Raw genomic sequence first — 20,267 nt, 5'->3', positions numbered from 1 at the left:
GTGCCGCCGGAGCCACCGGTGCCGCCACCCGTGCCACCGGAGCCACCTGTGCCGCCACCCGTGCCACCGGTGCCGCCATCGCCGCCCGTGCCACCGGAGCTACCTGTGCCGCCTGAGCCACCTGTGCCACCGGAGCCGCCCGTGCCACCTGTGCCGCCGGAGCCACCGGTGCCGCCACCCGTGCCACCGGAGCCACCTGTGCCACCTGTGCCGCCGCCCGTGCTGCCGGTGCTGCCCGTGCCACCAGTGCTTCCACCTGTGCCGCCCGTTCCACTAGAAGAGCGCACACGGTCGTCACGGCGGTCACCTTCGTCGGACGAGAAGACCGACGCCGTCGGTCCAGACGCCAGAACCGCCGCGACCGCTGGGCAGTTCTGGAGGGCGTACTCCAGAAGGGCCGGAAATTGAGGATGCCTCTGAAGGCGGTTCAGTTCGCTCCGAGTGAACTGGGTCCGCTCGCAATATTGCGAAAAAGCCACCTGCTCTGGGGCGGTAAGAACACTCTGAGCCGAGGCGGGTGTGGTCACAATCATTTGTGCGGTCAAAGCCGCTAACACATTCGTCACAAACATTAAGTTCTTCATTGCTCACCTCACGAACAACATTCTGACCGGACTTGGCGACCAGTTCGTCCAGTCGCCGATCCTGACTGTACCAAGGGTGCTCCCGCCTGCGGATGATGTCAAAAGGTGGGCGGTAATGCGGCGCTTTATGCCCATTTATAGTCACATTTATGCCAGTATTGGGGTCATCGTTTCGACAACCCTTACGCGACAGGTCGCGCTTCGTATCTGCCTTGACTTGATCTCGGCCCCTAGTCTAGGCGTGGTTTTCAGAACTTTGGCGGTGCAGGATTCCCACCGCGATCCATGCGGTTAGGCGGCCGGCATGACGAAGCCCACGCCTCTCGCTGCCGCACGACGACGTTGTCCAGCCATCGCACAGTCGTGGCGCCATGGTTCGAGCCCTTGGCGGGCCATGCGCCGGGAAAGCGCGGCTCGCTGCCGATCTGGCTGGACAAGCAGAATACCTGGCCCGCACCGCATGAGAGGCGGCCTTGGAAAAACGGTTTTGTCGGCCGCACGGGCCCGAATCGACCCCTGGACTCCGCGCGCCGACATGGCGGGGTGTGCCGCAAACGGTGCACCGGAGACCATGCCCGCAGCCGGTTCGAGGTGATGTTCCGCGGCCTCAAGGCATCAGGTCAGCGCATCACGGAGCGCAGGAGAATCAGCCCTTGACCACCGCGATTAGAGAACTTCATGGGACAGCATCTTCATCGTCGAGGCGATCCACCAGATGCCGGGACTGAACACGGTCGACGGTTGCGCGGTTACCTGGGCTTCCGCCTCATACGGATCGCTTCGGCGATGTATTTCCACGGATATCTCCGCGCATGGTCTCTTTCCGCCAGCAACCGGTCTCTTTCCGCCTCCAACCGGTCTTTTTCTGCCAGAAACTGGTCGCGGTCGTCTGAGGTTCTCATGAGGGCACGCTGGCTCTGCGCGAGCTGGTCAAGAAGTTGGAGTGCTATTTAGCTCGGGCGTCCGCTTCGTCCGCATACCGGGCGTTCCGCCTCGTCCCCCTCAGCCCGGCCTGCGCGCGATGAAGTCGATCAGCGCCGAGCGCCCCGAATGGCCCTTGCCCTCATCGACCTCGGCCTCGAAATCCTCGGCCCTCAGCACCTCCCAGCCCGCGAAGGCGTCGCGGAGAAGGTCGAGCGTGTACATGTTCGCGGCATCCGGCGGCCCGCCGGTGCCGTAGCCCACCTGGCGTGGCGCGTACCCGTGGAGGAGCAGCAGCCCACCCGGCCGCACCGCGCCCCTGATCCGCTCGAAGAGTGCGGCCCGTTCATCCGGCCCGACGAACTGGATGAAGATGCCCGCGACCACGTCATAGGCCGCCGACCAGTCCCAATCCTCGATCCCGGCGCGGTGGAACGCGACCGTGACGCCCCGTGCGGCCGCAAGTCGCTCCGCCTTGGCGAGCGCGTTGGGCGCCGGCTCGAACGCCGTGACGCGCATCCCCTGTTCCGCCAGCCAGACCGAGTTCCGCCCCTCGCCATCGGCGATCGAGAGCACCCGCTCCCCCGCCTTCAGGAAGGGCGCGGCGCGGAGCAGGAAATCCGCCGGCGCGGTGCCGAAAAGGTAGTCATCTCCCTGATATCGTTCGTTCCACATGGGCCCTCCTTGGTGGCTCTTCCGCCGCCACCCCCCATATTTCGCGCCCCGGCGCCCGTTTCGCAAGCCCGACCCCGCTTGCCCCGCCGCCGCCCGCATGGTCTAATCGCCCCCCAATCAAGACCGACAGAGCAGTCCTCATGGCCGACGACCTCCTCGCCGCACGGGCGGACGACTACAACGCCGATTCCATCGAAGTCCTCGAAGGGCTCGAACCGGTACGCAAGCGCCCCGGCATGTATATCGGCGGCACCGACGAACGCGCGCTGCACCACCTCGTCGCCGAGGTGCTCGACAACTCGATGGACGAGGCGGTGGCCGGCCACGCCAACCGGATTGAGGTCGAGCTCCACGCCGACTACGCAATCACCATCCGCGACAACGGCCGCGGCATCCCGATCGACCCGCATCCGAAGTTCCCCGGCAAGAGCGCTCTGGAGGTCATCCTCTGCACCCTCCACGCCGGCGGCAAGTTCTCCGGCAAGGCCTACCAGACCTCCGGCGGCCTCCACGGCGTCGGCGCCTCGGTCGTGAACGCGCTTTCCGATTCCATGGTCGTCGAGGTCGCGCGAAACAAGGAGCTCTTCGAACAGCGCTTCTCGCGCGGCATCCCGCTCGGCCCGGTGCAAAAGATCGGCGCCGCCCCGAACCGCCGCGGCACCACCGTCACCTTCCATGCCGACGAGGAGATCTTCGGCCACCACCGCTTCAAGCCCGCGCGGCTCTTCAAGATGGTACGCTCCAAGGCCTATCTCTTCTCCGGCGTCGAGATCCGCTGGAAGACCGCCATCGACGACGGCGAGACCCCGGCCGAGGCCACCTTCCACTTCCCCGGCGGCCTCGCCGACTATCTCCACGAGCAGATGAACGGCTCGACGACCTATGCCGACCGCCCCTTCGCCGGCAAGGTCGGCTTCCAGGAGAAGTACGGCGAGCCGGGCTCGGTCGAATGGGCGATCAACTGGACCCCGTCCCGCGACGGCTTCATCCAGTCCTACTGCAACACCGTGCCGACGCCCGAGGGCGGCACCCACGAGGCAGGTTTCTGGGCCGCGATCCTCAAGGGCATCCGCGCCTATGGCGAGCTCGTAAACAACAAGAAGGCCGCGCAGATCACCCGCGACGACCTCCTCACCGGGGGCTGCGCGCTGGTCAGCTGCTTCATCCGCGACCCCGCCTTCGTCGGGCAAACGAAGGACCGGCTCTCGACCGAGGCCGCCGCCAAGATGACCGAGGGCGCCGTCCGCGACCATTTCGACAACTGGCTCGCCGCCGACACCAAGTCGGCCGGCGCCATCCTCGACTTCCTCGTCCTGCGCGCCGAGGAGCGCCTCCGCCGCCGGCAGGAGAAGGAGACCGCGCGCAAGTCCGCCACCAAGAAGCTGCGCCTGCCCGGCAAGCTCGTCGACTGCTCCGCCACCAACCGCGAGGGCACCGAGCTCTTCATTGTCGAGGGCGACTCGGCCGGCGGCTCCGCCAAGATGGCGCGCGACCGCAAGACGCAAGCGCTTCTGCCCCTGCGCGGCAAGATCCTCAACGTCCTCGGCGCCGCCTCCTCGAAGCTCGGCACCAACCAGGAGATCTCCGACCTCACCCAGGCCCTCGGCTGCGGTCTCGGGACGAAGTTCAACGTCGACGACCTGCGCTACGACAAGGTCATCATCATGACCGACGCCGATGTCGACGGCGCCCATATCGCCTCGCTCCTGATGACCTTCTTCTTCACCCAGATGCGGCCGATGATCGACAAGGGCCACCTCTACCTCGCCTGCCCGCCGCTCTACCGGCTGACGCAAGGCGCGCGGCGCATCTACGTCGCCGACGATGCCGAGAAGGAACGGATGCTCGCCAAGGGCCTCGGCGGCAAGGGCAAGATCGACGTCCAGCGCTTCAAGGGCCTCGGCGAGATGGACGCCAAGGACCTGAAGGACACCACCATGAACCCCGCGACCCGGAAACTGATCCGGGTCTCGATCCACGACGAGGTGCCGGGCGAGACCGGCGACCTCGTCGAGCGGCTGATGGGCAAGAAGCCGGAACTGCGGTTCCAGTACATCAGCGAGAACGCGCGGTTCGTGGAGGAGTTGGATGTTTAAATCGGCTTTCCGGCCACAATCCAATCCTTCATGGCCGCAAGGAGTTCACTTGTAGGATACTCCTTGATTTCGTCTTCGCTAGCGCCCTCTGCAAGTTTCTTCTCGAAGTACCATTCCTGAAAGTCTGTGTAGGACTGAAGTATTTTTGTCGCACCGACCGGAGTCGCAGCCGCCTCGGAAACTAACCAATTTCGTACCTTGGCAACGGCCTTTTGGTAATCGCCGCCGTGCGCCTCAATATCACTTCCGGAAATGTCTGAAATCGCAGCCTGGAAACGATACCGCTTCTCCTCCAATATCAAGAACTTCTTCTCTTCGCGGCCATTCCCGTAGTACTGACGGCAGCCATAGTCGATGCCCAATTCAAACGGCATATTGAGACGAAAGTGCTCGCCCTTTCGTCTTGCCTGGCAACGGCTCAGATCGTGGATTGAGTATTTTGAGGCTTCGATCAGACCGCGGATTTTCTCCAGCCGATTTTCGCCGGCGTCGTTCCGCTCCGTCGCCAATCTTGGCGAGAAGCCAAGATAGACGATACAGAACATCATCGCCTGCAAAATCGGCTCATACTCCCCGTCAAACGGACAGTTGACGAAGACACTTTCTTCGAATGTTGGATCAGGCAAGCCTAACCTTTCGGAGGATGGGGATCCTTGCCAAAGGTGCTGCGCTCGCGAATACGTCCATCGCGACCATGTATGTAAAGCTCTGTCCCTTGATTTTTTGCTATCTCGCGAGCTTTTTCGATCGCTTCGCGTTGCGTCGAGTATGTGCCGGACGCGCGCTCTGCGCCTGCGCGCCGCACACTCCATTTTCCACCATTAGGTACGACGTGTTGCCCTTTGGACGCCATCTCATGCACCCTTCTCTTCCCTCGAATAACTTAGGCTAGCTCGGCACAGAATCCAAGAGCAAGCATAGGGTTAGTGGTCCTGCGAAGTAGCGCGTGTTCTGTCACACAGCGTACGCGCCGCCAACTACAAACAACGCCTTCAGGTTATCGCTTCGCCGCCCCCTCTTGCCCGATTTGTCCCGCGACAAATCGGGCCGCGCCTGCCTGCCCCCGGCAGGCNTCACACAGCGTACGCGCCGCCAACTACAAACAACGCCTTCAGGTTATCGCTTCGCCGCCCCCTCTTGCCCGATTTGTCCCGCGACAAATCGGGCCGCGCCTGCCTGCCCCCGGCAGGCGCGTTACCGCGCCTACCCAGGCAGCCGCGCCCCGATTTCCGACCGGCAGCCCAAGCCGATCCCCCCTTGGCCTCCGCCTCGCGGCTCCGGCCAATCGGACCGGGGAAAGGTCCACCGGACCTTTCCCTTCCGGTCCTCCGGCGCTCGACAGGTGGCGGCGGCGCAGGTCCCGGCAGGCGCGCTGACCCGCGCGCTCCCTGACCGTCCGATGCGGCATCAGGCAGTGAACGGGCAGAACGGGTCGCCTGCCGCCGCCGGACCGCGCGCCGCTGCCGGTGCGATTGGAAGCCGTGCCGGGTCTGCAAGCCGCCGTTCCCACCTCACCCGCGCGGCGGGTCGCGCATGTCAGGCGGCGAGCAGGCCGCCGGGTGCAAGGCATTTGCACGCAAGACCTCCTTCGTGGTGCGTTTGCGGTCAGGAGGTGTTGCCGCGCAAGATCTCGACGCCGAGGTCGCGAAGGGCAGGGGCCATTCGGGGGGCTTGGCGCTGGTCGATGTCGTTGTTCAGGCCCGTCTGAGCGGCGGAAGGGGATGGCCTTGCCGCGCCGGCCTGCTAGGCTCGGACGACGGGGGAGGCCACGAGCGGGAGCGGCTATCATGAAGACGGACGCGGTCATCGATCACATCACTGGCTGGCTTTCGGACTACTGCGCGAAGGCGGGGACGAGCGGCTTCGTCGTGGGGGTCTCGGGCGGGATCGATTCCGCTGTCTCCTCGGCGCTCGCGGCGCGGACCGGCTTGCCGACGCTGGTGGTCGAGATGCCGATTCATCAGGGACCCGAGCAGGTCAGCCGGGCGCGCGAGCATATCGCGGCGCTGAAGGCGCGCCATGCGGACGTCGCCGGACAGGAGGTCGAACTGACGCCGGTCTTCGACAGCCTCGTCGACGCCTTGCCGGGCGAGCCCGTGAGGGCGTCGCGCGAGATGGCGCTGGTGAACACGAGGGCGCGGCTCAGGATGACCACGCTTTACTACCTCGCGGGGCTCCACGGTCGGCTCGTCGTCGGCACCGGCAACAAGGTCGAGGATTTCGGCATCGGCTTCTTCACCAAGTACGGCGATGGCGGCGTCGATCTGAGCCCGATCGCCGATCTCACCAAGAGCGAGGTCTACGAGATCGGCCGCGCGCTCGGCGTGGGCGAGGCGATCCTCAAGGCGCCGCCGACGGACGGGCTCTGGGGCGACAGCCGCACCGACGAGGACCAGATCGGCGCGAGCTATCCCGAACTCGAATGGGCGATGGCCTTCGAGGGCGACGCGGGCGCGCTGACGGGGCGGCAGGCCGAGGTGCTGGCGATCTACCGGCGGCTGAACGCCGCCAACCGGCACAAGATGGTGCCGATCCCGGTCTGCGAGATTCCGGAGGCGCTGCGCTAGGCGGCGGGCCCGGCGCTCGCTGGCGTTGCCGGTGTCCGAAACGTTTCAGCTTCGCGATCCGTGCCGCGGCCGTGCCTCGCGGTTCGCCCCGCGCTAGGGCGCAAGCTGGGTGAGGTGTGCGATGATGGCGACGCGCGCGGCGCGATCGGGCTGGCCACCGCGGGTCATGGCGGTTCCGGGAACGACGTTGAGAGGATCGGCGAGGAAGACATTGAGCTCCTCGGGGGTCCAACGGCCCGTCTGCACCCGCATCGCCGCGGAATACGGATAGCCTTCGAGCGACGCCTTGGCCCGGCCGACGACGCCGGCGAGGTTGGGGCTGAGATGCTGGCTCGCGCCGACCTCACCGGGCGTCATGCCGTGACACCCGCCACATTCGAACGCCAGCACGCGTCCTTCCTCGGGGTCGGCCGCGTCGAGTTCGCCGGGCTTCAGGGCCTCCACAGGCGCCGGGCCCGCGCCCCTTTCCTGCAGGAACGCGACCATCTCGGTTCGTTCCTTCAGCGCGGCAAAATGGATCGCGGGCCAGCCAAAGCGCACCGTGCCCGCGTTCACGTCCGCGCCGTGGTCGAGCAGCACGCGGGCGGATTCGATCGCTCCGCGCTCGGCCGCATGGTGGAGCGGCATTGTCCCGTCCTCGCCGCCCGGCAGGTTCGGATCGGCCCCGGCAGCCAGCAGGGCCGCGACGATCCCGGCGTGGTTGTTGCGGGCGGCAATCCCGAGCGCCGTGCCGAAATCCGTGGCGGAGCCGGGCCGAGCCCCCACGGACAACAGGTGGTTCACGGCCTCCTCCTGTCCGCGCTGGGCCGCGAAGTAGAGCGGTTTGACCAGCGTGTCCGGGTCGGGGGCGGAGCCTTCAGGCAGGGCCGCCCTCAGGGCCGGCATGTCGCCGGAGGTGGCCAGCGACACCAGATCCTGCGCCGCGGCCACGGTGGGCAAGAGGATGGCAAGGCAGATCAGGCGAAGGTGCGAGAAGAGGCGCATTTGCATCCTTGCGTCCTCCTTTCAGTAGTGAATGGCATAGGGTAGCACGACGGCCGTCTCGAACCAAAACAGGGTCCAACCGTCGCATGACCGTGCCTGTCGGGGCCCGAAGCCGCCCTTGGAAGCCCCTGGCCGGGGGCGCTGGCCTCAGGCCGGTTCCGCCAGCCGCCGCTCCCACATCTCCTTGAAGGCGGGGCGGGCATGGCACCGGGCAAGCCAGGCCGCGATGGCGGGATAGGCGGGGATCAGGTCCGGCTCGGACTGGGCGTAGCGCAGGATCTCGGCCATGTTGATGTCGGCGACGGAGAAGCGGCCGCCGACCATGTTCCCGTGTTCCCGCAAATGCGAGTCGAGCACACCAAGCGGGCGGCGCAGTCGCGCCGTCTCGGCCGCGATCTCTGCCTCGCCCTCGGGCGTCTTCGCGCGGCCCTCGGCATGGGCGTACATGATCGCGAGCGCATGGGCCTCGATCGCGGTCGCGCCGTAGAGCGCCCATTGCTCCATGAGCGCGTTTTCGCGCGCGTCCGCGGGCGCGAGCGGCCCGCCGGCCTTGCGGGCGATGTAGAGGTTCATCGCGAGCGATTCCGAGAGGACGAAATCGCCGTCCTTCAGGACCGGAACCGCGCCAGCCGGGCTGATCGAGAGGAAACCCGGCGAGAGCGTGTTGAAGGGCGCGTCCTCCGCCTCGGGGTCGGGCAGCCGGTAGCCCTGGATCACCGGGACGTGCTCGAACTCCATGTCGAGCTCCTCCAGAAGCCAGAAGTTGCGCGAGGCGCGGCTGCGATAGACGCCGTAGATTGTCAGCATGGTTCCCTCCGCGATCGGTATCCCCCTATCGCTAACGCGAAGCGCGCGCGCGCGGTAGTCCCTTCCACAGCGGCGCCAAAGCCCGAACGGCGACTGATGCAGGCCGAATTTGATGCGAATCAAGGTCGGCGCACCGTTTTTCGGGCAGAATCCGGCCACCGGACATGGAGGAGGATAGAGCTATGGCAGATCGGTCTTCGGACGCGACGGAGTTGGCGGTGGAGACCGTGGATGAGGTGACGCCGGAAGTCACCGAGGCGGCCCTGGAGGCGGTGCTGCCCGGCCCGAAACCCGACGCTACGGAGGATGCCGGTGCCGCGCTCCCCGACGTGAAGCCGAACGGCGCGGAGGGTCCCGTAACCCGGCGCGGGCCGAGGATCTTCCCTGTCGTGGATGCCGATGCGATCCGCCAGGCCTTCGAGAGTGGCCGCTACCCCTATTCCCGCAGGATGGCCCGCAAGACCTACGAGGCCGAGAAGGCGCGGCTTCAGGCCGAACTGCTCAAGGTGCAGAAATGGGCGCAGGAAACCGGGCAGAAATTCGTGATCCTGTTCGAGGGCCGCGACGCGGCCGGCAAGGGCGGTACGATCAAGCGCTTCATGGAGCATCTCAATCCCCGCTTCGCACGGGTCGTGGCCCTCAACAAGCCCTCGGACAACGAGAAGGGCCAGTGGTTCTTCCAGCGTTACGTCGAGCATCTGCCGACCGCCGGCGAAATGGTCTTCTACGACCGCTCCTGGTACAACCGCGCCGGGGTCGAGCGGGTGATGGGGTTCTGCTCCCCGACCGAATATCTCGAATTCATGCGGCAGGCGCCGGAACTTGAGCGGATGCTCGTGCGCTCGGGGATCCGGCTCTACAAGTACTGGTTCTCGGTCACCCGGACCGAACAGCGCAACCGCTTCAAGAGCCGCGAGACCGATCCCCTGAAGCGCTGGAAGCTGTCGCCGATCGACATGGCGTCCTTGGGCAAATGGGACGACTATACCGAGGCGAAGGAGGCGATGTTCTTCTACACCGACACCGCCGACGCGCCCTGGACGATCGTGAAGTCGAACGACAAGAAACGGGCGCGGCTGAACTGCATGCGCCATTTCCTCGCCTCGCTCGATTATCCCGACAAGGATCCCGAAGTGGCCCAAGTGCCCGACCCGCTCATCGTCGGCCGCGCAAGCCATGTCGTGCGCGGTTCCGAGCACATTCTCGGCGCCGCGCTGCATCCGGACCTGCGCCGGACCGCGAACACGGCTGACCAGTCGTTGGGCGCGCCGCCGGACGCCTGAGGCACCGTCCCCGGCCGGGGCATGCCAGGGCCGCATGGCCGCTTTGACCGGGCTTGCGGAAAGTGGGTATTCCCATTTCCGGCCAGATGTCCCATCTTTATTCTGCGTTGCAGCATTGCATGCGCAGAAACGGATGTGACCGATGCCCGGACCCGCGTCATCCGGCCTTGTCCTGACCGTCAAACCGCCAGGTGATCCGGACTGGCGCGAGCGGCTTGCCGTTCATCTCCTGCGACTCGACCAGGAATCCCGGCTCCACAGGTTTCTCGCATGGTCGTCGGACGCGGCCGTGGCGCGGTATGCCGCGACTACCGGCCCCACGGTCATCGTCGACGCCGCCCGCGGCCACCAGCTTTGCGGCATCGCCGAGGTCCATATCCGCGCGGGCCGTCGGCCGGTTGCCGAGATCGCGCTCTCGGTCGAGGAGGAGAACCGCCGGGCCGGCATCGGGGCGGCGCTCTTTGAGAAGGCACTGAGGGAAAGCCGGCTGCGCGGGGTCTGGGAAATCTGGATCGTTTATCTCAAGACCAACGAGGCGATCCGCAGGATTTCCGAACGCGCCGGTTTCCGGCGGATTCCGGACCACGATCCGAGTGCTGTTCAGGCGCTTGTCGGCCGCCCCCCGGTTCCCGATGAGTTGTGCCTGCCGGGCGCGCCCGCGCGGATCTGACGGGGCGGGGCTGGACCTCGCCCGGCCGCGGGCGTAAGGCTCGCGGATGACTGGGCGGGGAACATTCGGCGCGCATGGGCGGGCGCTTATCGCGTTGGGGCTGCCGCTCGTCGGCTCGAACCTCGCGCAGATGGCGCTTCACGTCACCGACACGGTGATGATGGGCTGGTACGGCGTGACCGAGCTTGCCGCCGTCGTCCTCGGCGCGTCGTCCTTCTTCATCCTGTTCATCCTCGGCGCGGGTTTCGCGCAAGCGGTGATGCCGATGGTGGCGGCGGCGCTCGGGCGCGGCGACGAGACCCAGGTGCGCCGCGACACACGGATGGGGCTGTGGCTCTCGGCGCTCTTCGGCATCGCGGTCCTGCCGGTCATGTGGTGGTCGGGGCCGATCCTCAGGGCGCTGGGCCAGAACGACACCGTGGCGGCGCTGGCGCAGGATTACCTCCGGATCGCCGGCCTCGGCATGATCCCGGCGCTGCTCGTCGCCGCTCTGAGAAGCTTCCTGTCGGCGCTCGAACGGGCCGGAATCGTGCTCTGGGCGACGGTTGCGGGCGTGGTGCTCAACGCGGGCCTCAACTGGATGTTTATCTTCGGCAACTGGGGCGCGCCCGAACTCGGCATCCGCGGCGCGGCCATAGCCTCGGTGGGAACACAGACGCTCACGCTGGTGGTGATGGGCGTCTATGCGGCGGCCCATCCGGCAACGCGCCGGTTCCAGCTTTTGCAAAGGTTCTGGCGGCCCGACTGGCCGGCCTTCGTTCAGGTCTACCGGCTCGGCTGGCCGATCGGGCTGACCGGGCTCTTCGAGGGCGGGCTCTTCGTCGCGGCCTCGCTTATGATGGGCTGGATCGGCACGATGGAACTGGCCGCCCACGGGATCGCGCAGGAGATCGCGGCGGTCACCTTCATGGTCCATCTCGGCCTCTCGAACGCGGCGACGGTGCGTGCCGGGCGGGCGCTTGGTCGGGACGACGGGCCGGGGCTGAGGGACGGCGCGCTGGCCGCGATCGCGATGTCGCTGGTCTTTGCGTCGCTGGTGGTCGTGCTGTTCCTGGCGCTGCCGGAGCCGCTGATCCGGGCTTTCCTTGATCCCTCTGAGCCGCAGGCCGGGGCGATCGTCGCCTATGCCACGGCGCTTCTGGCGGTTGCCGCGCTCTTCCAGCTGGCGGACGCCGCGCAGGTCATGGCGCTCGGCCTTCTGCGCGGGGTGCAGGACACGCGGGTGCCGATGCTGATAGCCTCGGTCAGCTATTGGCTGATCGGCATTCCGGCGAGCTACGTTCTGGCCTTCCCGCTGGGGCTCGGCGGGGTCGGGCTCTGGCTCGGGCTTGTCGTCGGGCTCGCGGTCGCGGCGGCGCTCCTGATGGCGCGGTTCTGGCGCCGCTGGGGCGGCCGCCCGACGGCGGCCGCCTGACGGAGACGCCCTCAGCCGTCGTTTCGCGCCGGCCGCGCCTCGGCCTGCGCCAGCCGGTCCGACTTCTTGCGCACGAGGACCGAGCGCAGGTCGTGCATCGCGAGCAGGAGCGCGTCCGTCACCGCGTCGAGCTGGTCGGCGCTCGCCTTCGACTGCGCCCATTGCGCGGTGAGGTTGAGATGGTCGATCGCGCGGTGGATGTCGTCGATGTCGCGCCGGGCGAGAAGCTCCTGGCGCGACGCAAGCCAGTCGCGGATCGCCGCCATGTCGGTCTCGGAGAGCTTGCGATCGCCCTGCGGCTTGATCTCGCCGTTCTTGACGTTGACGACGGCGATCTGCTCCATCTCGATCCGCCGCTGGCGGTTTTCCTTGTCGACCCGGAACACCGCCGCGCCGTTGTCCTTGATGCGGAAGTAGAGGTCCGGCAGAACGCCCGGCATATCGGTTCCTCAGCGCAAGCCGGCGCAGAACGCCTGAATCCGGCGGCAGGCCTCTTCGAGCGCCGCGTCGGAGGTAGCGTAGCTGACGCGGAAGTTGGGCGAAAGACCGAAGGCCGCGCCGAAGACCACGGCGACGCCGGTTTCCTCCAGCAGTGCCGTGGCGAAGGCCTCGTCGTCGGTGATCGCGGCCCCTCCGGCCGAGGTCTTGCCGATGCAGCCCGAGATGTCGGGATAGACGTAGAAGGCGCCCTCGGGGCGCGGGCAGGTGACGCCCTTGGCCTGGTTCAGCATCGACACGACGAGATCGCGGCGGCGCTGGAAGGTGGTCTTGTTCTCGGCGAGGAAGTCCTGCGGCCCGTTCAGCGCCTCGACCGCGGCATATTGCGCGACCGAGCAGGGGTTCGAGGTCGATTGCGACTGGATCGTGCACATCGCCTTGATGAGTTCCACCGGTCCGGCCGCGTAGCCGATCCGCCAGCCGGTCATCGCATAGGCCTTCGAGACGCCGTTGCAGGTGAGCGTGCGGGCGTAGAGGCCCGGCTCGACCTCGGCCGGGGTGACGAAGCGGAAGTCGTCGAAGACGAGGTGTTCGTACATGTCGTCCGACATCACCCAGACATGGGGATGGCGCATCAGAACGTCGGTCAGGGCCTTGAGTTCGCTCTGCGAATAGCCCGCGCCGGTCGGGTTCGACGGCGAGTTGAAGATGAACCACTTGGTCCTGGGCGTGATCGCCGCTTCGAGTTTCTCGGGCGTGAGCTTGAAATTGCTCTCGATCCCGGCGGTCACCGTCACCGGCGTGCCGCCGGCGAGGAGAACCATGTCGGGATAGGAGACCCAGTAGGGCGCGGGGATGATCACCTCGTCGCCGGGATTGAGAGTGGCCACGAGCGCGTTGTAGAGCACCTGCTTGCCGCCGGTGCCGACCGTCACCTGCGCCGGCGTGTAGTCCAACCCGTTCTCGCGCTTGAACTTGGCGCAGATCGCCGCCTTCAGTTCGGGGATGCCGTCGACCGCGGTGTACTTGGTCTTGCCCTCGTCGATCGCCCGCTTGGCGGCGGCCTTGATGTTCTCGGGCGTGTCGAAATCGGGCTCCCCCGCACCGAGGCCGATCACGTCGCGTCCCTCGGCCTTCAGATCGCGCGCCTTGTTCGTCACCGCGATGGTGGGCGACGGTTTGACGCGGGCCAGGGTGTCGGAAATGAACGGCATGGGGGGACTCCGGTTTGTAATTGCCGGCTGCATGTCATAGATTGCGGCTCCGTTCACCACAAGCGACTTTAGAAGGACAGGCGATGACCACCGACACGCTCGAGAAATCCGCAGACGCCAACGGGAAATGGTTCAGCAACGACGCCGCCACCTTCGGCGACCGTCTTGCCGCCGCGCGCGAGGCCTCCGGCCTCAGCCAGGCCGACCTCGCCCAGCGGCTGGGCGTGAAGACCCGTGTCATCGAACACTGGGAGGCCGATGCCAAGGAGCCGCGCGCCAACCGGCTGCAGATGCTCGCCGGCATGCTCGGCGTGTCGCTGATGTGGCTCCTAACCGGCGAAGGCGACGGCGTCGAGGCGCCGGGAGAGGCGGAGACCGAGGCCGCCCAGGTCAAGGGCGTGCTGGCGGAGATCCGCGAGCTTCGTGCCGCGATGAGCGCCATGACCGGGCGGCTTGGTCGGCTTGAGAAGAAGCTGCGCCAGGGCGCGGCCGGAAAGGCCGCGTGAGCGAGACGCCCGAAGCCCGCCTGAAGCGCATGGCGATGCGCTCCTGGCGGCGTGGCACCAAGGAGATGGACCTGGTCCTCGGCCCCTATGCCGATGCCCATCTCGCGGCGATGCCCGACGGGCGACTGGCGCTCTACGACGCGCTCTTGGCCGAGAACGACCAGGACATCTACCCCTGGATCACCGGCGCCGCCCCGGCGCCGGAGCGGTTCGCGGGGCTGATCGCCGAGATCGCTGCCTTCGCCCGCGGTCCGCGGGTGCGGGGGTGAGGCGGGCCGTGAAGCCTTAACTGAAATTTTGCCGTTTCCGCTCAATCTGCCGCCAAGCGCAGACAACGGCGGAGATCAAGATGACGCTTCACGCGACGGTTGAAGATCGGCCCCGTCAGGGGCCGACCGCGGATTACCTGGAGACCCTCGGTCTCATCGAACGGCTGCACCGGCTGCTGCTCGACGTGATCAAGGACGAGTTCGAGCGCCTCGGCATCCTGGAGGTCAACGCGGTGCAGGCGCTCTTGCTGTTCAACATCGGTGAGCACGAGGTGACGGCGGGCGAGCTGAAGAGCCGCGGCTATTACCAGGGCTCGAATGTCAGCTACAACCTGAAGAAGCTGGTCGAGGCCGGCTACATGCACCACGAACGCTGCGAGATCGACCGCCGCTCGGTGCGGGTGCGCCTCACGGACAAGGGGCAGGCCGTGCGCGACGCGGTGGCCGGCCTCTTCGCGCGCCATGCGGAGCTGCTGGAGGCGCGCAGCGTGATGGGCATCAGGAGCGCCGAGGAGGTGAATGCGCTGCTGCGGCGGGTGGAGCGGTTCTGGATCGATCAGATCCGCTACATCTACTGACAGGGGCTTGGCCGGCGCTTGCGTCTGGTTGACGGGAGCCGTTGTGGCAGGTCGACGGCCGGGCTGCCCCGTCGGCGGGGTGTGGCGAGCGCTGGGCGCGGGCCTGCCGCGCGCCATGTGCCTGACGGTGAGCCGGTTCCGGGTTGCCGCCCCGTCGCCGCTTTCAACCTGAAAGCCGCGCCGTGCGCCGTCAGCCGAAGCGCCGCGGGCTTCGACCAGAGCGCCGCGCCGTCTGTCGTCGGTCGAGGCGCCGCCGGCCTTGACCAGAGTGCCACGCCGTCCGCCGTCCGTCGAACCGCTGCCTGCCGTCCGTCGAATCGCTGCCGGTCTCGGCTATAACGCGGTGCTGCCGGCCGTCATCGGCTTCGGGCGGAGCGCCGGGCGGCGTCGGCGGCGCCGATCCTGAGGCCCGAGAGTTCCTTCACGAGCTTGCGCTCCATCGCGGCCTGGAAGTCGTCGAAGCCGAGCGCGGTCTCGACGAAGGCATCCGGGCCGCGGATCACCTCCGTGGCGAACCAGGAGGTGAGCTCGGCAATGCCGGGCTCGCCGCCCTCGTCGGAATGGACCCCGATCACCAGCGCGTTGACGGTCGCCGGCGGCATCCGCTCCGGCAGGCGCAGGTCGCGCGGCTGCATCCCGGAATTGTTGAGCCCGTCGCCGGTCAGGTCGAGCACCGCCCGCCAGCAGTCCGGGCGCTGGGCGAGCAGGCGGTCGCCATAGGCCAGCGCCGCGCCGACGCCGGTGGCGGGGGAGCGCGGGACGCGGTTCGTCGCCGCGATCGTCGCCGCGACGGACTCCAGCGTGGCGGCATCGCGGATCTCGGTCCAGGGCAGGATCAACCGCTGGTCGGCGCTGCCCGACCAGTCGTAGACCGCAAGCGCGACCGGGGTTTCGGGGGCCTCGAGCAGAAGTGCCCGCACCGGCGCGGCACGGAGCGCGGCGGCGAGGCCGCGGACCTGGAGCAGGAATTCCCGCGCGTCGACCGAGCCCGAGACGTCGAGGCCGATCGCCAGCGCCTGGCGACATCCCGCCTCGGCCGCGGGCGGCGGGCTGCAGAGAAGGGCGAGGGCGAGCGCGCGGATCACCGGTCAGCCTCCGGCGTCCGGTCGCGGGTGGCCGAGCGTCATGGCGATCTCTGGCGCGCCAAGCTCGCGTTCGAGCTTGCGCCGCATCGCCGGCTCGAAGTCGTGAAAGTCGTCCGCGGCCTCGACGAAGGCACCGGGGCCATGCAGCACCTCGTCGCGGTAATACGCCACGATGTCGGGTTCGGCGCCGAGGATGGCGAGGCCGTTGACGGTGACGCCGTCGAACGGAAACTCGCGATAGGCGGTTCGGGGCGGGTAGCTGTGGTTGTTCCTGCCGTCGCCCGAGATGTCGAGCGTCTGGCGCGCGCAGTCCGGCGCGCGGCGCAGGAGGATCGAGCCGAAGCCGAGCGCCTGGCCGAGTGCCGTGGGATAAATCGTGTCGCCGTAGGGGGCGGTGACGATCCTGTCGGCGGCCCGCACGAGATCCGCGCGGGTCCGGGCCGGCGTCCAGTCGACGAGAACCCGCTCGGGGCGCCTCGCGCTCCATTCGTAGACGGCGATCGCCACCCAGTAGTCGCCGGAGGCGAAGAACAGGCGCTCGACCGAGGGCGAGAGCAGCGCCCGCGCCAGTCCCTCGCGCTGAAGCCGGTATTCGCCGGCGTCGATCGAGGCGGAAATGTCGAGGCCGAGCGCGAGGCCGAGCCGGCAGCCCGCGTCTGCCGGGACGGACGATCCGGCCAGCGCGAGCGCCGCGGCGATCGTTGCCTGTGCCTTCATCGCGGTCCTCCTTTCACGGCCATCCATGACGCGCGTTCATGGCGCTCCGGACCCGGCCATGCCGATCACCGGGCCCTCGAGTTCGCGCAGGAGCTTGAGCCGCATCGCACGTTCGAAGTCGGCGAAGTCATTCGCTTCGATCACGAAAGCGCCCGGCCCCCGGATCAGGTCGCGCCGATAGTAGTTCGCCATCTCGCGGTCGCTGCCGCCGATGGCGAGCCCGTTCACGGTGATCTGCTCGAACGGAAAGGCGTCGTAGGCGTTGTCCGGGGGGAAGCCCTCGTTGTTGCGGCCGTCGCCGGAGACGTCGATCTTCCGGCTGTCGCACTCCGGACCCTCGCGGAACAGGCCGGAGGCGAAGCCGAGCGCGTAGCCGAGCGCGGTCGGCATGTCGTTGCGGCCGCGCTCGCTGGTGCCGATGGCCGTTGCTGCCGCCGCGAGATCGCCGGGCGTCTCGATCAGCCGCCAATCCAGCAACATGTCCTGCTGGTAGCGCCCGCTCCATTCGAAGGCGGCGAGCGCCACCGGCCGTCCGGGAAAGGCGAGAAAGGCCGCCTCGATCTCGGGTAAGCGCAGTACCCGCGCCAGGCCCTGGCGCTGCAGCCCGTCCTCGATCATGTCGACCGATGCCGAGACATCGAGCGCGAGCACGAGCGCGAGCCGGCAGCCCGCCTCGGCGGGCGCGGCGGCCAGCGCGGCCAGCGCGGCCAGCGCGAAAAGGACCGCCGCCCTCACCAATGTCCGCTGTTGCCCATGCTCGCCCAGGGCTCCTCGGGCGGCAGGGCCTTTCCGGCCTGTAAAAGCTCGATCGAGACGTTGTCGGGAGAGCGCACGAAGGCCATGTGCCCGTCGCGTGGCGGCCGGTTAATCGTCACCCCGTTGGCCTGCAGATGGGCGCAGAGCGCGTAGATGTCGTCGGTCTCGTAGGCGAGATGGCCGAAATGCCGGCTGTCGGAGGGCAGCCCCTCGTCGCCGTCCCAGTTCCAGGTCAGTTCCACCGGGCAGTCGGGCTGGCCGGGCGGCGCCATGAACACAAGCGTGAAACGCCCGCCCTCGTTGTCCCAGCGTCGGGTCTCTTCGAGCCCGAGCAGTCGGTAGAATGCCATCGATGCCTCCAAATCCTTCACCCGCACCATTGTATGGAGATATTTCAATGCCATGGACCCCTCCCGGACTGTTGTTCCAACAGCCTAGCAGCGCCCCCGTTGCTGGCCAAGCGCCGCGCGCGGCGGGCGGGGTGTGGCGTGTTTTTCGGCTGGCGCCTCTATCGTGGTTACGTCCTGATTGGACCATAGATATAGTGGTCACGATTCGAATGCGGAGGAGAGCGCCATGACCCTGACCCCCGAACAGCAGGCCGAGATCGACGAGGCCCGCGCCACCCAGCGTCCGACCCTGCGGGCCGTCGCTCCGGGCATGGAGCAGCATCTCTACATGGCTCATCACGTCCTCGACCACGGCCATGTCCGGGTCATCGACTACATGGGCGACGACAGCGCGATCACCCAGGCCGCGCGGGTGAGCTACGGCAAGGGCACCAAGCATGTCACGAACGACGAGGGGCTGATCCGCTATCTGATGCGGCACTGGCACTCTACCCCGTTCGAAATGTGCGAGGTCAAGTTCCACGTCAAGCTGCCGGTCTTCGTCGCCCGCCAGTGGATCCGCCACCGCACCGCCAACGTGAACGAGTATTCGGCGCGCTACTCGATCCTCGACCGCGAGTTCTATATCCCCGCGCCGGAGCATCTTGCCGCGCAGTCCACGGTGAACAATCAGGGCCGCGGAGAGCTACTGGAGGGCGAGGAGGCGCGGCGCGTCCTTGACCTTTTGCGCGAGGACGCGATGCGCAGCTACGACCATTACGAGGCGATGCTGAGCCAGGACGGCCAGAAGGGCCTCGCGCGCGAGCTGGCGCGGATGAACCTGCCGGCCAACGTCTATACCCAGTGGTACTGGAAGACCGACCTGCACAACCTCTTCCACTTCCTCCGGCTCAGGGCGGACGCGCACGCGCAATACGAGATCCGCGCTTATGCCGAAGTGATGTGCGGCATCGTCAAGGACTGGGTGCCCCTGGCCTATGGCGCGTTCCGCGACTACCGGATGGGGGGCGCCAATCTCTCGGCGAAGGGGGTCGAGGTTCTGAAACGCCGGCTCCGGGGCGAGACGGTGACGCAGGGCGACTCCGGCATGTCCGCAGGGGAATGGCGCGAATTCGAGGCGATCTGGGGGTAAGGCGCGGTCGCGCCTTCGCCCCGCGGCATCAGCATTGGAACGATCCGCGGACGGCGCCGGTCTCGAATGACCGATCGCGACCGGGAAGAAGGCGCGGGCGCTTGCCGCTCACTCCGCCAGCGCGGACTCCGCGGCGGGTTCAGCCTCCAGCGGACCGTCCGGCCATTGGACCGAGACGACGAAGGCCGCCGGTCCGGCAGTGGCGGCCAGCTTTGCCAGCGTCGGCGGCGTGTCGAAGATCAGATCCTCGACCGCGCGTCCGTCATGCGTGACACGGACCCTGATGAGGCGCACGCTCATTCTGCCGCCAGCATCAGGCGGATGCGCTCCCTCAGAGGTTTCCGGCGCATCGAGATCGACACGATATAGGCGCCCCCCCCGACACGGGCGCTGATCTCGCCGATGCTTGGTGTGACGTCGAAGAACTCCTCGCGCATCGTGGTGCCGTCGGTGGTCACGGTCACGCAGCAGCGCGAGATCGAGTTGAGCGCCCGGCGCCGCCCGGCGCGAGCGCTTTCGTTGAGCCTTCGGCCTGCCTCGGTCGACAGCCTGTCGATCAGTTGATTGCTTACGGTCATCTGCCCCCCTTGCACAGCACCTTTATGGTGGTGCCGCGTCGATGCTCGTGGTTTTCAGCCTCAGGAACTCGCACTCCGCACACAGTGCCTTTTCTGCTAAATCTTTACCAAATGTTGCGCAATAGAGACACATCTTTCCAGATATGGGATGCCGGACTCTTGCCGACGATGCTCGGAAATCCGCCGATCGGGCGAGATGACGGAGCGGAATGAGGCGGATATTCGCTGATGGCTTGCCCCGGAGCGCCAGCCTGGACTAACCGAGACCCGAGACCGAGCGAATCCGGGAGGCCCGCACAGATGATCCTTTATGGAATTGCCAGCTGCGACAGCTGCCGCAAGGCGCGGCGGGCGCTCGAATCAGCCGGCCATGCAGTCGTGTTCCATGACATCCGCGCCGAGCCGCTGAGTCCGGCGGAACGGGAACGGTTCGTCGCGGCCTTCGGAGACCGCCTGGTCAACCGCGCCTCGACGACCTGGCGGGCGCTCGACGAGGCAACGCGCGCGGCTCAGGCGGCAGAGCTCATCGCGGCGCATCCGACCGTCATGAAGCGGCCGGTCATCGACGACGGCGCGACGCTGTACCTTGGCTGGGACAAGGACGCGCAGGCCGCGCTTCTTGCGTGAAAACGGCCCGCGTGGC

General features: G+C 67.3%; 24 protein-coding genes. 10 read left to right on the top strand and 14 right to left on the bottom strand.

Going from position 1 to position 20,267, the window contains the following annotated elements; all coding sequences use genetic code 11:
* Both R5H32_RS14260 and R5H32_RS14255 read right to left on the bottom strand, forming a co-directional pair.
* The coding region (locus tag R5H32_RS14260) for a hypothetical protein (RefSeq protein ID WP_318339349.1) at positions 1–298 on the bottom strand (298 nt) is incomplete at its 3' end.
* Between the two features lie 1,288 nt (positions 299–1,586).
* The gene (locus R5H32_RS14255) at positions 1,587–2,180 is read right to left on the bottom strand and encodes a class I SAM-dependent methyltransferase (protein WP_318339348.1); all 594 of its coding nucleotides are present in this window, start codon (positions 2,178–2,180) and stop codon (positions 1,587–1,589) included.
* Between the two features lie 140 nt (positions 2,181–2,320).
* Here R5H32_RS14255 and parE point away from each other — a divergent pair, with 140 nt between their 5' ends.
* The gene (parE, locus tag R5H32_RS14250) at positions 2,321–4,276 is read left to right on the top strand and encodes a DNA topoisomerase IV subunit B (protein ID WP_318339347.1); all 1,956 of its coding nucleotides are present in this window, start codon (positions 2,321–2,323) and stop codon (positions 4,274–4,276) included.
* Here the strand turns inward: parE and R5H32_RS14245 are convergent.
* Entirely contained in the window at positions 4,273–4,902 is a 630-nt protein-coding gene (locus tag R5H32_RS14245; RefSeq protein ID WP_318339346.1) for a hypothetical protein, read from the bottom strand. The genes parE and R5H32_RS14245 overlap by 4 nt on opposite strands.
* A gap of 2 nt (positions 4,903–4,904) precedes the next feature.
* A complete protein-coding gene (locus tag R5H32_RS14240; RefSeq protein ID WP_318339359.1) occupies positions 4,905–5,129 on the bottom strand; it encodes a DUF2188 domain-containing protein in 225 nt (74 codons plus the stop codon).
* 934 nt (positions 5,130–6,063) lie between these two features.
* Between R5H32_RS14240 and nadE the strand changes: the two genes are divergently transcribed.
* A complete protein-coding gene (nadE, locus tag R5H32_RS14235) occupies positions 6,064–6,843 on the top strand; it encodes an NAD(+) synthase (protein WP_318339345.1) in 780 nt (259 codons plus the stop codon).
* A 93-nt stretch (positions 6,844–6,936) separates the two neighbouring features.
* Here nadE and R5H32_RS14230 read toward each other — a convergent pair whose 3' ends face one another.
* Positions 6,937–7,833 (bottom strand): ankyrin repeat domain-containing protein, encoded by an 897-nt coding sequence (locus R5H32_RS14230; protein WP_318339344.1) that lies wholly within the window; start codon positions 7,831–7,833, stop codon positions 6,937–6,939.
* A 141-nt stretch (positions 7,834–7,974) separates the two neighbouring features.
* Positions 7,975–8,634 carry a glutathione S-transferase family protein gene (locus R5H32_RS14225; RefSeq protein ID WP_318339343.1) on the bottom strand — a complete coding sequence of 220 codons (660 nt, stop codon included), beginning with the start codon at positions 8,632–8,634 and terminating at the stop codon, positions 7,975–7,977.
* A 182-nt stretch (positions 8,635–8,816) separates the two neighbouring features.
* Here R5H32_RS14225 and ppk2 point away from each other — a divergent pair, with 182 nt between their 5' ends.
* The 3 genes from ppk2 (at position 8,817) to R5H32_RS14210 (ending at position 12,001) form a co-directional block, all read left to right on the top strand.
* Entirely contained in the window at positions 8,817–9,917 is a 1,101-nt protein-coding gene (gene ppk2 / locus R5H32_RS14220) for a polyphosphate kinase 2 (RefSeq protein ID WP_318339342.1), read from the top strand.
* Between the two features lie 142 nt (positions 9,918–10,059).
* On the top strand, positions 10,060–10,587 hold the full coding sequence (locus R5H32_RS14215; protein ID WP_318339341.1) for a GNAT family N-acetyltransferase: 528 nt from the start codon (positions 10,060–10,062) through the stop codon (positions 10,585–10,587).
* A 46-nt stretch (positions 10,588–10,633) separates the two neighbouring features.
* Entirely contained in the window at positions 10,634–12,001 is a 1,368-nt protein-coding gene (locus R5H32_RS14210; RefSeq protein ID WP_318339340.1) for an MATE family efflux transporter, read from the top strand.
* A gap of 11 nt (positions 12,002–12,012) precedes the next feature.
* Here R5H32_RS14210 and R5H32_RS14205 read toward each other — a convergent pair whose 3' ends face one another.
* Positions 12,013–12,441 (bottom strand): hypothetical protein, encoded by a 429-nt coding sequence (locus tag R5H32_RS14205; RefSeq protein ID WP_318339339.1) that lies wholly within the window; start codon positions 12,439–12,441, stop codon positions 12,013–12,015.
* Positions 12,442–12,450: 9 nt separating this feature from the next.
* On the bottom strand, positions 12,451–13,653 hold the full coding sequence (locus R5H32_RS14200; RefSeq protein ID WP_318339338.1) for a pyridoxal phosphate-dependent aminotransferase: 1,203 nt from the start codon (positions 13,651–13,653) through the stop codon (positions 12,451–12,453).
* Positions 13,654–13,736: 83 nt separating this feature from the next.
* Here R5H32_RS14200 and R5H32_RS14195 point away from each other — a divergent pair, with 83 nt between their 5' ends.
* From R5H32_RS14195 to R5H32_RS14185, 3 genes are all read left to right on the top strand, one after another.
* Positions 13,737–14,159 (top strand): helix-turn-helix transcriptional regulator, encoded by a 423-nt coding sequence (locus R5H32_RS14195; protein WP_318339337.1) that lies wholly within the window; start codon positions 13,737–13,739, stop codon positions 14,157–14,159.
* Entirely contained in the window at positions 14,156–14,428 is a 273-nt protein-coding gene (locus R5H32_RS14190; RefSeq protein WP_318339336.1) for a succinate dehydrogenase assembly factor 2, read from the top strand. Before R5H32_RS14195 ends, R5H32_RS14190 begins: the two co-directional genes overlap by 4 nt.
* An 80-nt stretch (positions 14,429–14,508) precedes the next feature.
* Positions 14,509–15,006 (top strand): MarR family winged helix-turn-helix transcriptional regulator, encoded by a 498-nt coding sequence (locus R5H32_RS14185; protein ID WP_318339335.1) that lies wholly within the window; start codon positions 14,509–14,511, stop codon positions 15,004–15,006.
* Between the two features lie 356 nt (positions 15,007–15,362).
* Here R5H32_RS14185 and R5H32_RS14180 read toward each other — a convergent pair whose 3' ends face one another.
* Genes R5H32_RS14180 through R5H32_RS14165 form a run of 4 tightly spaced genes read right to left on the bottom strand, consistent with a single transcriptional unit; the run spans position 15,363 to position 17,968 of the window.
* Complete coding sequence (locus R5H32_RS14180; protein WP_318339334.1) at positions 15,363–16,091, bottom strand: DUF1194 domain-containing protein; 729 nt, start codon at positions 16,089–16,091, stop codon at positions 15,363–15,365.
* A 3-nt stretch (positions 16,092–16,094) separates the two neighbouring features.
* Positions 16,095–16,808: a DUF1194 domain-containing protein gene (locus R5H32_RS14175; protein WP_318339333.1), complete on the bottom strand. Its 714-nt coding sequence runs from the start codon at positions 16,806–16,808 to the stop codon at positions 16,095–16,097.
* Between the two features lie 36 nt (positions 16,809–16,844).
* Positions 16,845–17,543: a DUF1194 domain-containing protein gene (locus R5H32_RS14170; RefSeq protein WP_318339332.1), complete on the bottom strand. Its 699-nt coding sequence runs from the start codon at positions 17,541–17,543 to the stop codon at positions 16,845–16,847.
* A complete protein-coding gene (locus R5H32_RS14165; RefSeq protein WP_318339331.1) occupies positions 17,540–17,968 on the bottom strand; it encodes a VOC family protein in 429 nt (142 codons plus the stop codon). Before R5H32_RS14165 ends, R5H32_RS14170 begins: the two co-directional genes overlap by 4 nt.
* A gap of 172 nt (positions 17,969–18,140) precedes the next feature.
* Here R5H32_RS14165 and thyX point away from each other — a divergent pair, with 172 nt between their 5' ends.
* The gene (gene thyX / locus R5H32_RS14160) at positions 18,141–19,046 is read left to right on the top strand and encodes an FAD-dependent thymidylate synthase (protein ID WP_318339330.1); all 906 of its coding nucleotides are present in this window, start codon (positions 18,141–18,143) and stop codon (positions 19,044–19,046) included.
* Between the two features lie 108 nt (positions 19,047–19,154).
* Here the strand turns inward: thyX and R5H32_RS14155 are convergent, their stop codons facing one another.
* Both R5H32_RS14155 and R5H32_RS14150 read right to left on the bottom strand, forming a co-directional pair.
* Positions 19,155–19,346: a hypothetical protein gene (locus R5H32_RS14155; RefSeq protein ID WP_318339329.1), complete on the bottom strand. Its 192-nt coding sequence runs from the start codon at positions 19,344–19,346 to the stop codon at positions 19,155–19,157.
* Positions 19,343–19,624: a hypothetical protein gene (locus R5H32_RS14150; protein WP_318339328.1), complete on the bottom strand. Its 282-nt coding sequence runs from the start codon at positions 19,622–19,624 to the stop codon at positions 19,343–19,345. The genes R5H32_RS14155 and R5H32_RS14150 overlap by 4 nt, the downstream gene beginning before the upstream one ends.
* A gap of 300 nt (positions 19,625–19,924) precedes the next feature.
* On the opposite strand from R5H32_RS14150, the gene R5H32_RS14145 reads away from it, so the two are divergent.
* The gene (locus R5H32_RS14145) at positions 19,925–20,251 is read left to right on the top strand and encodes an arsenate reductase family protein (protein ID WP_318339327.1); all 327 of its coding nucleotides are present in this window, start codon (positions 19,925–19,927) and stop codon (positions 20,249–20,251) included.
* Positions 20,252–20,267: the final 16 nt, after the last annotated feature.

The organism is Defluviimonas sp. D31 (assembly GCF_033436765.1).
Lineage (GTDB): Bacteria > Pseudomonadota > Alphaproteobacteria > Rhodobacterales > Rhodobacteraceae > Albidovulum.
This window is presented reverse-complemented; position numbering and strand designations above follow the sequence as displayed.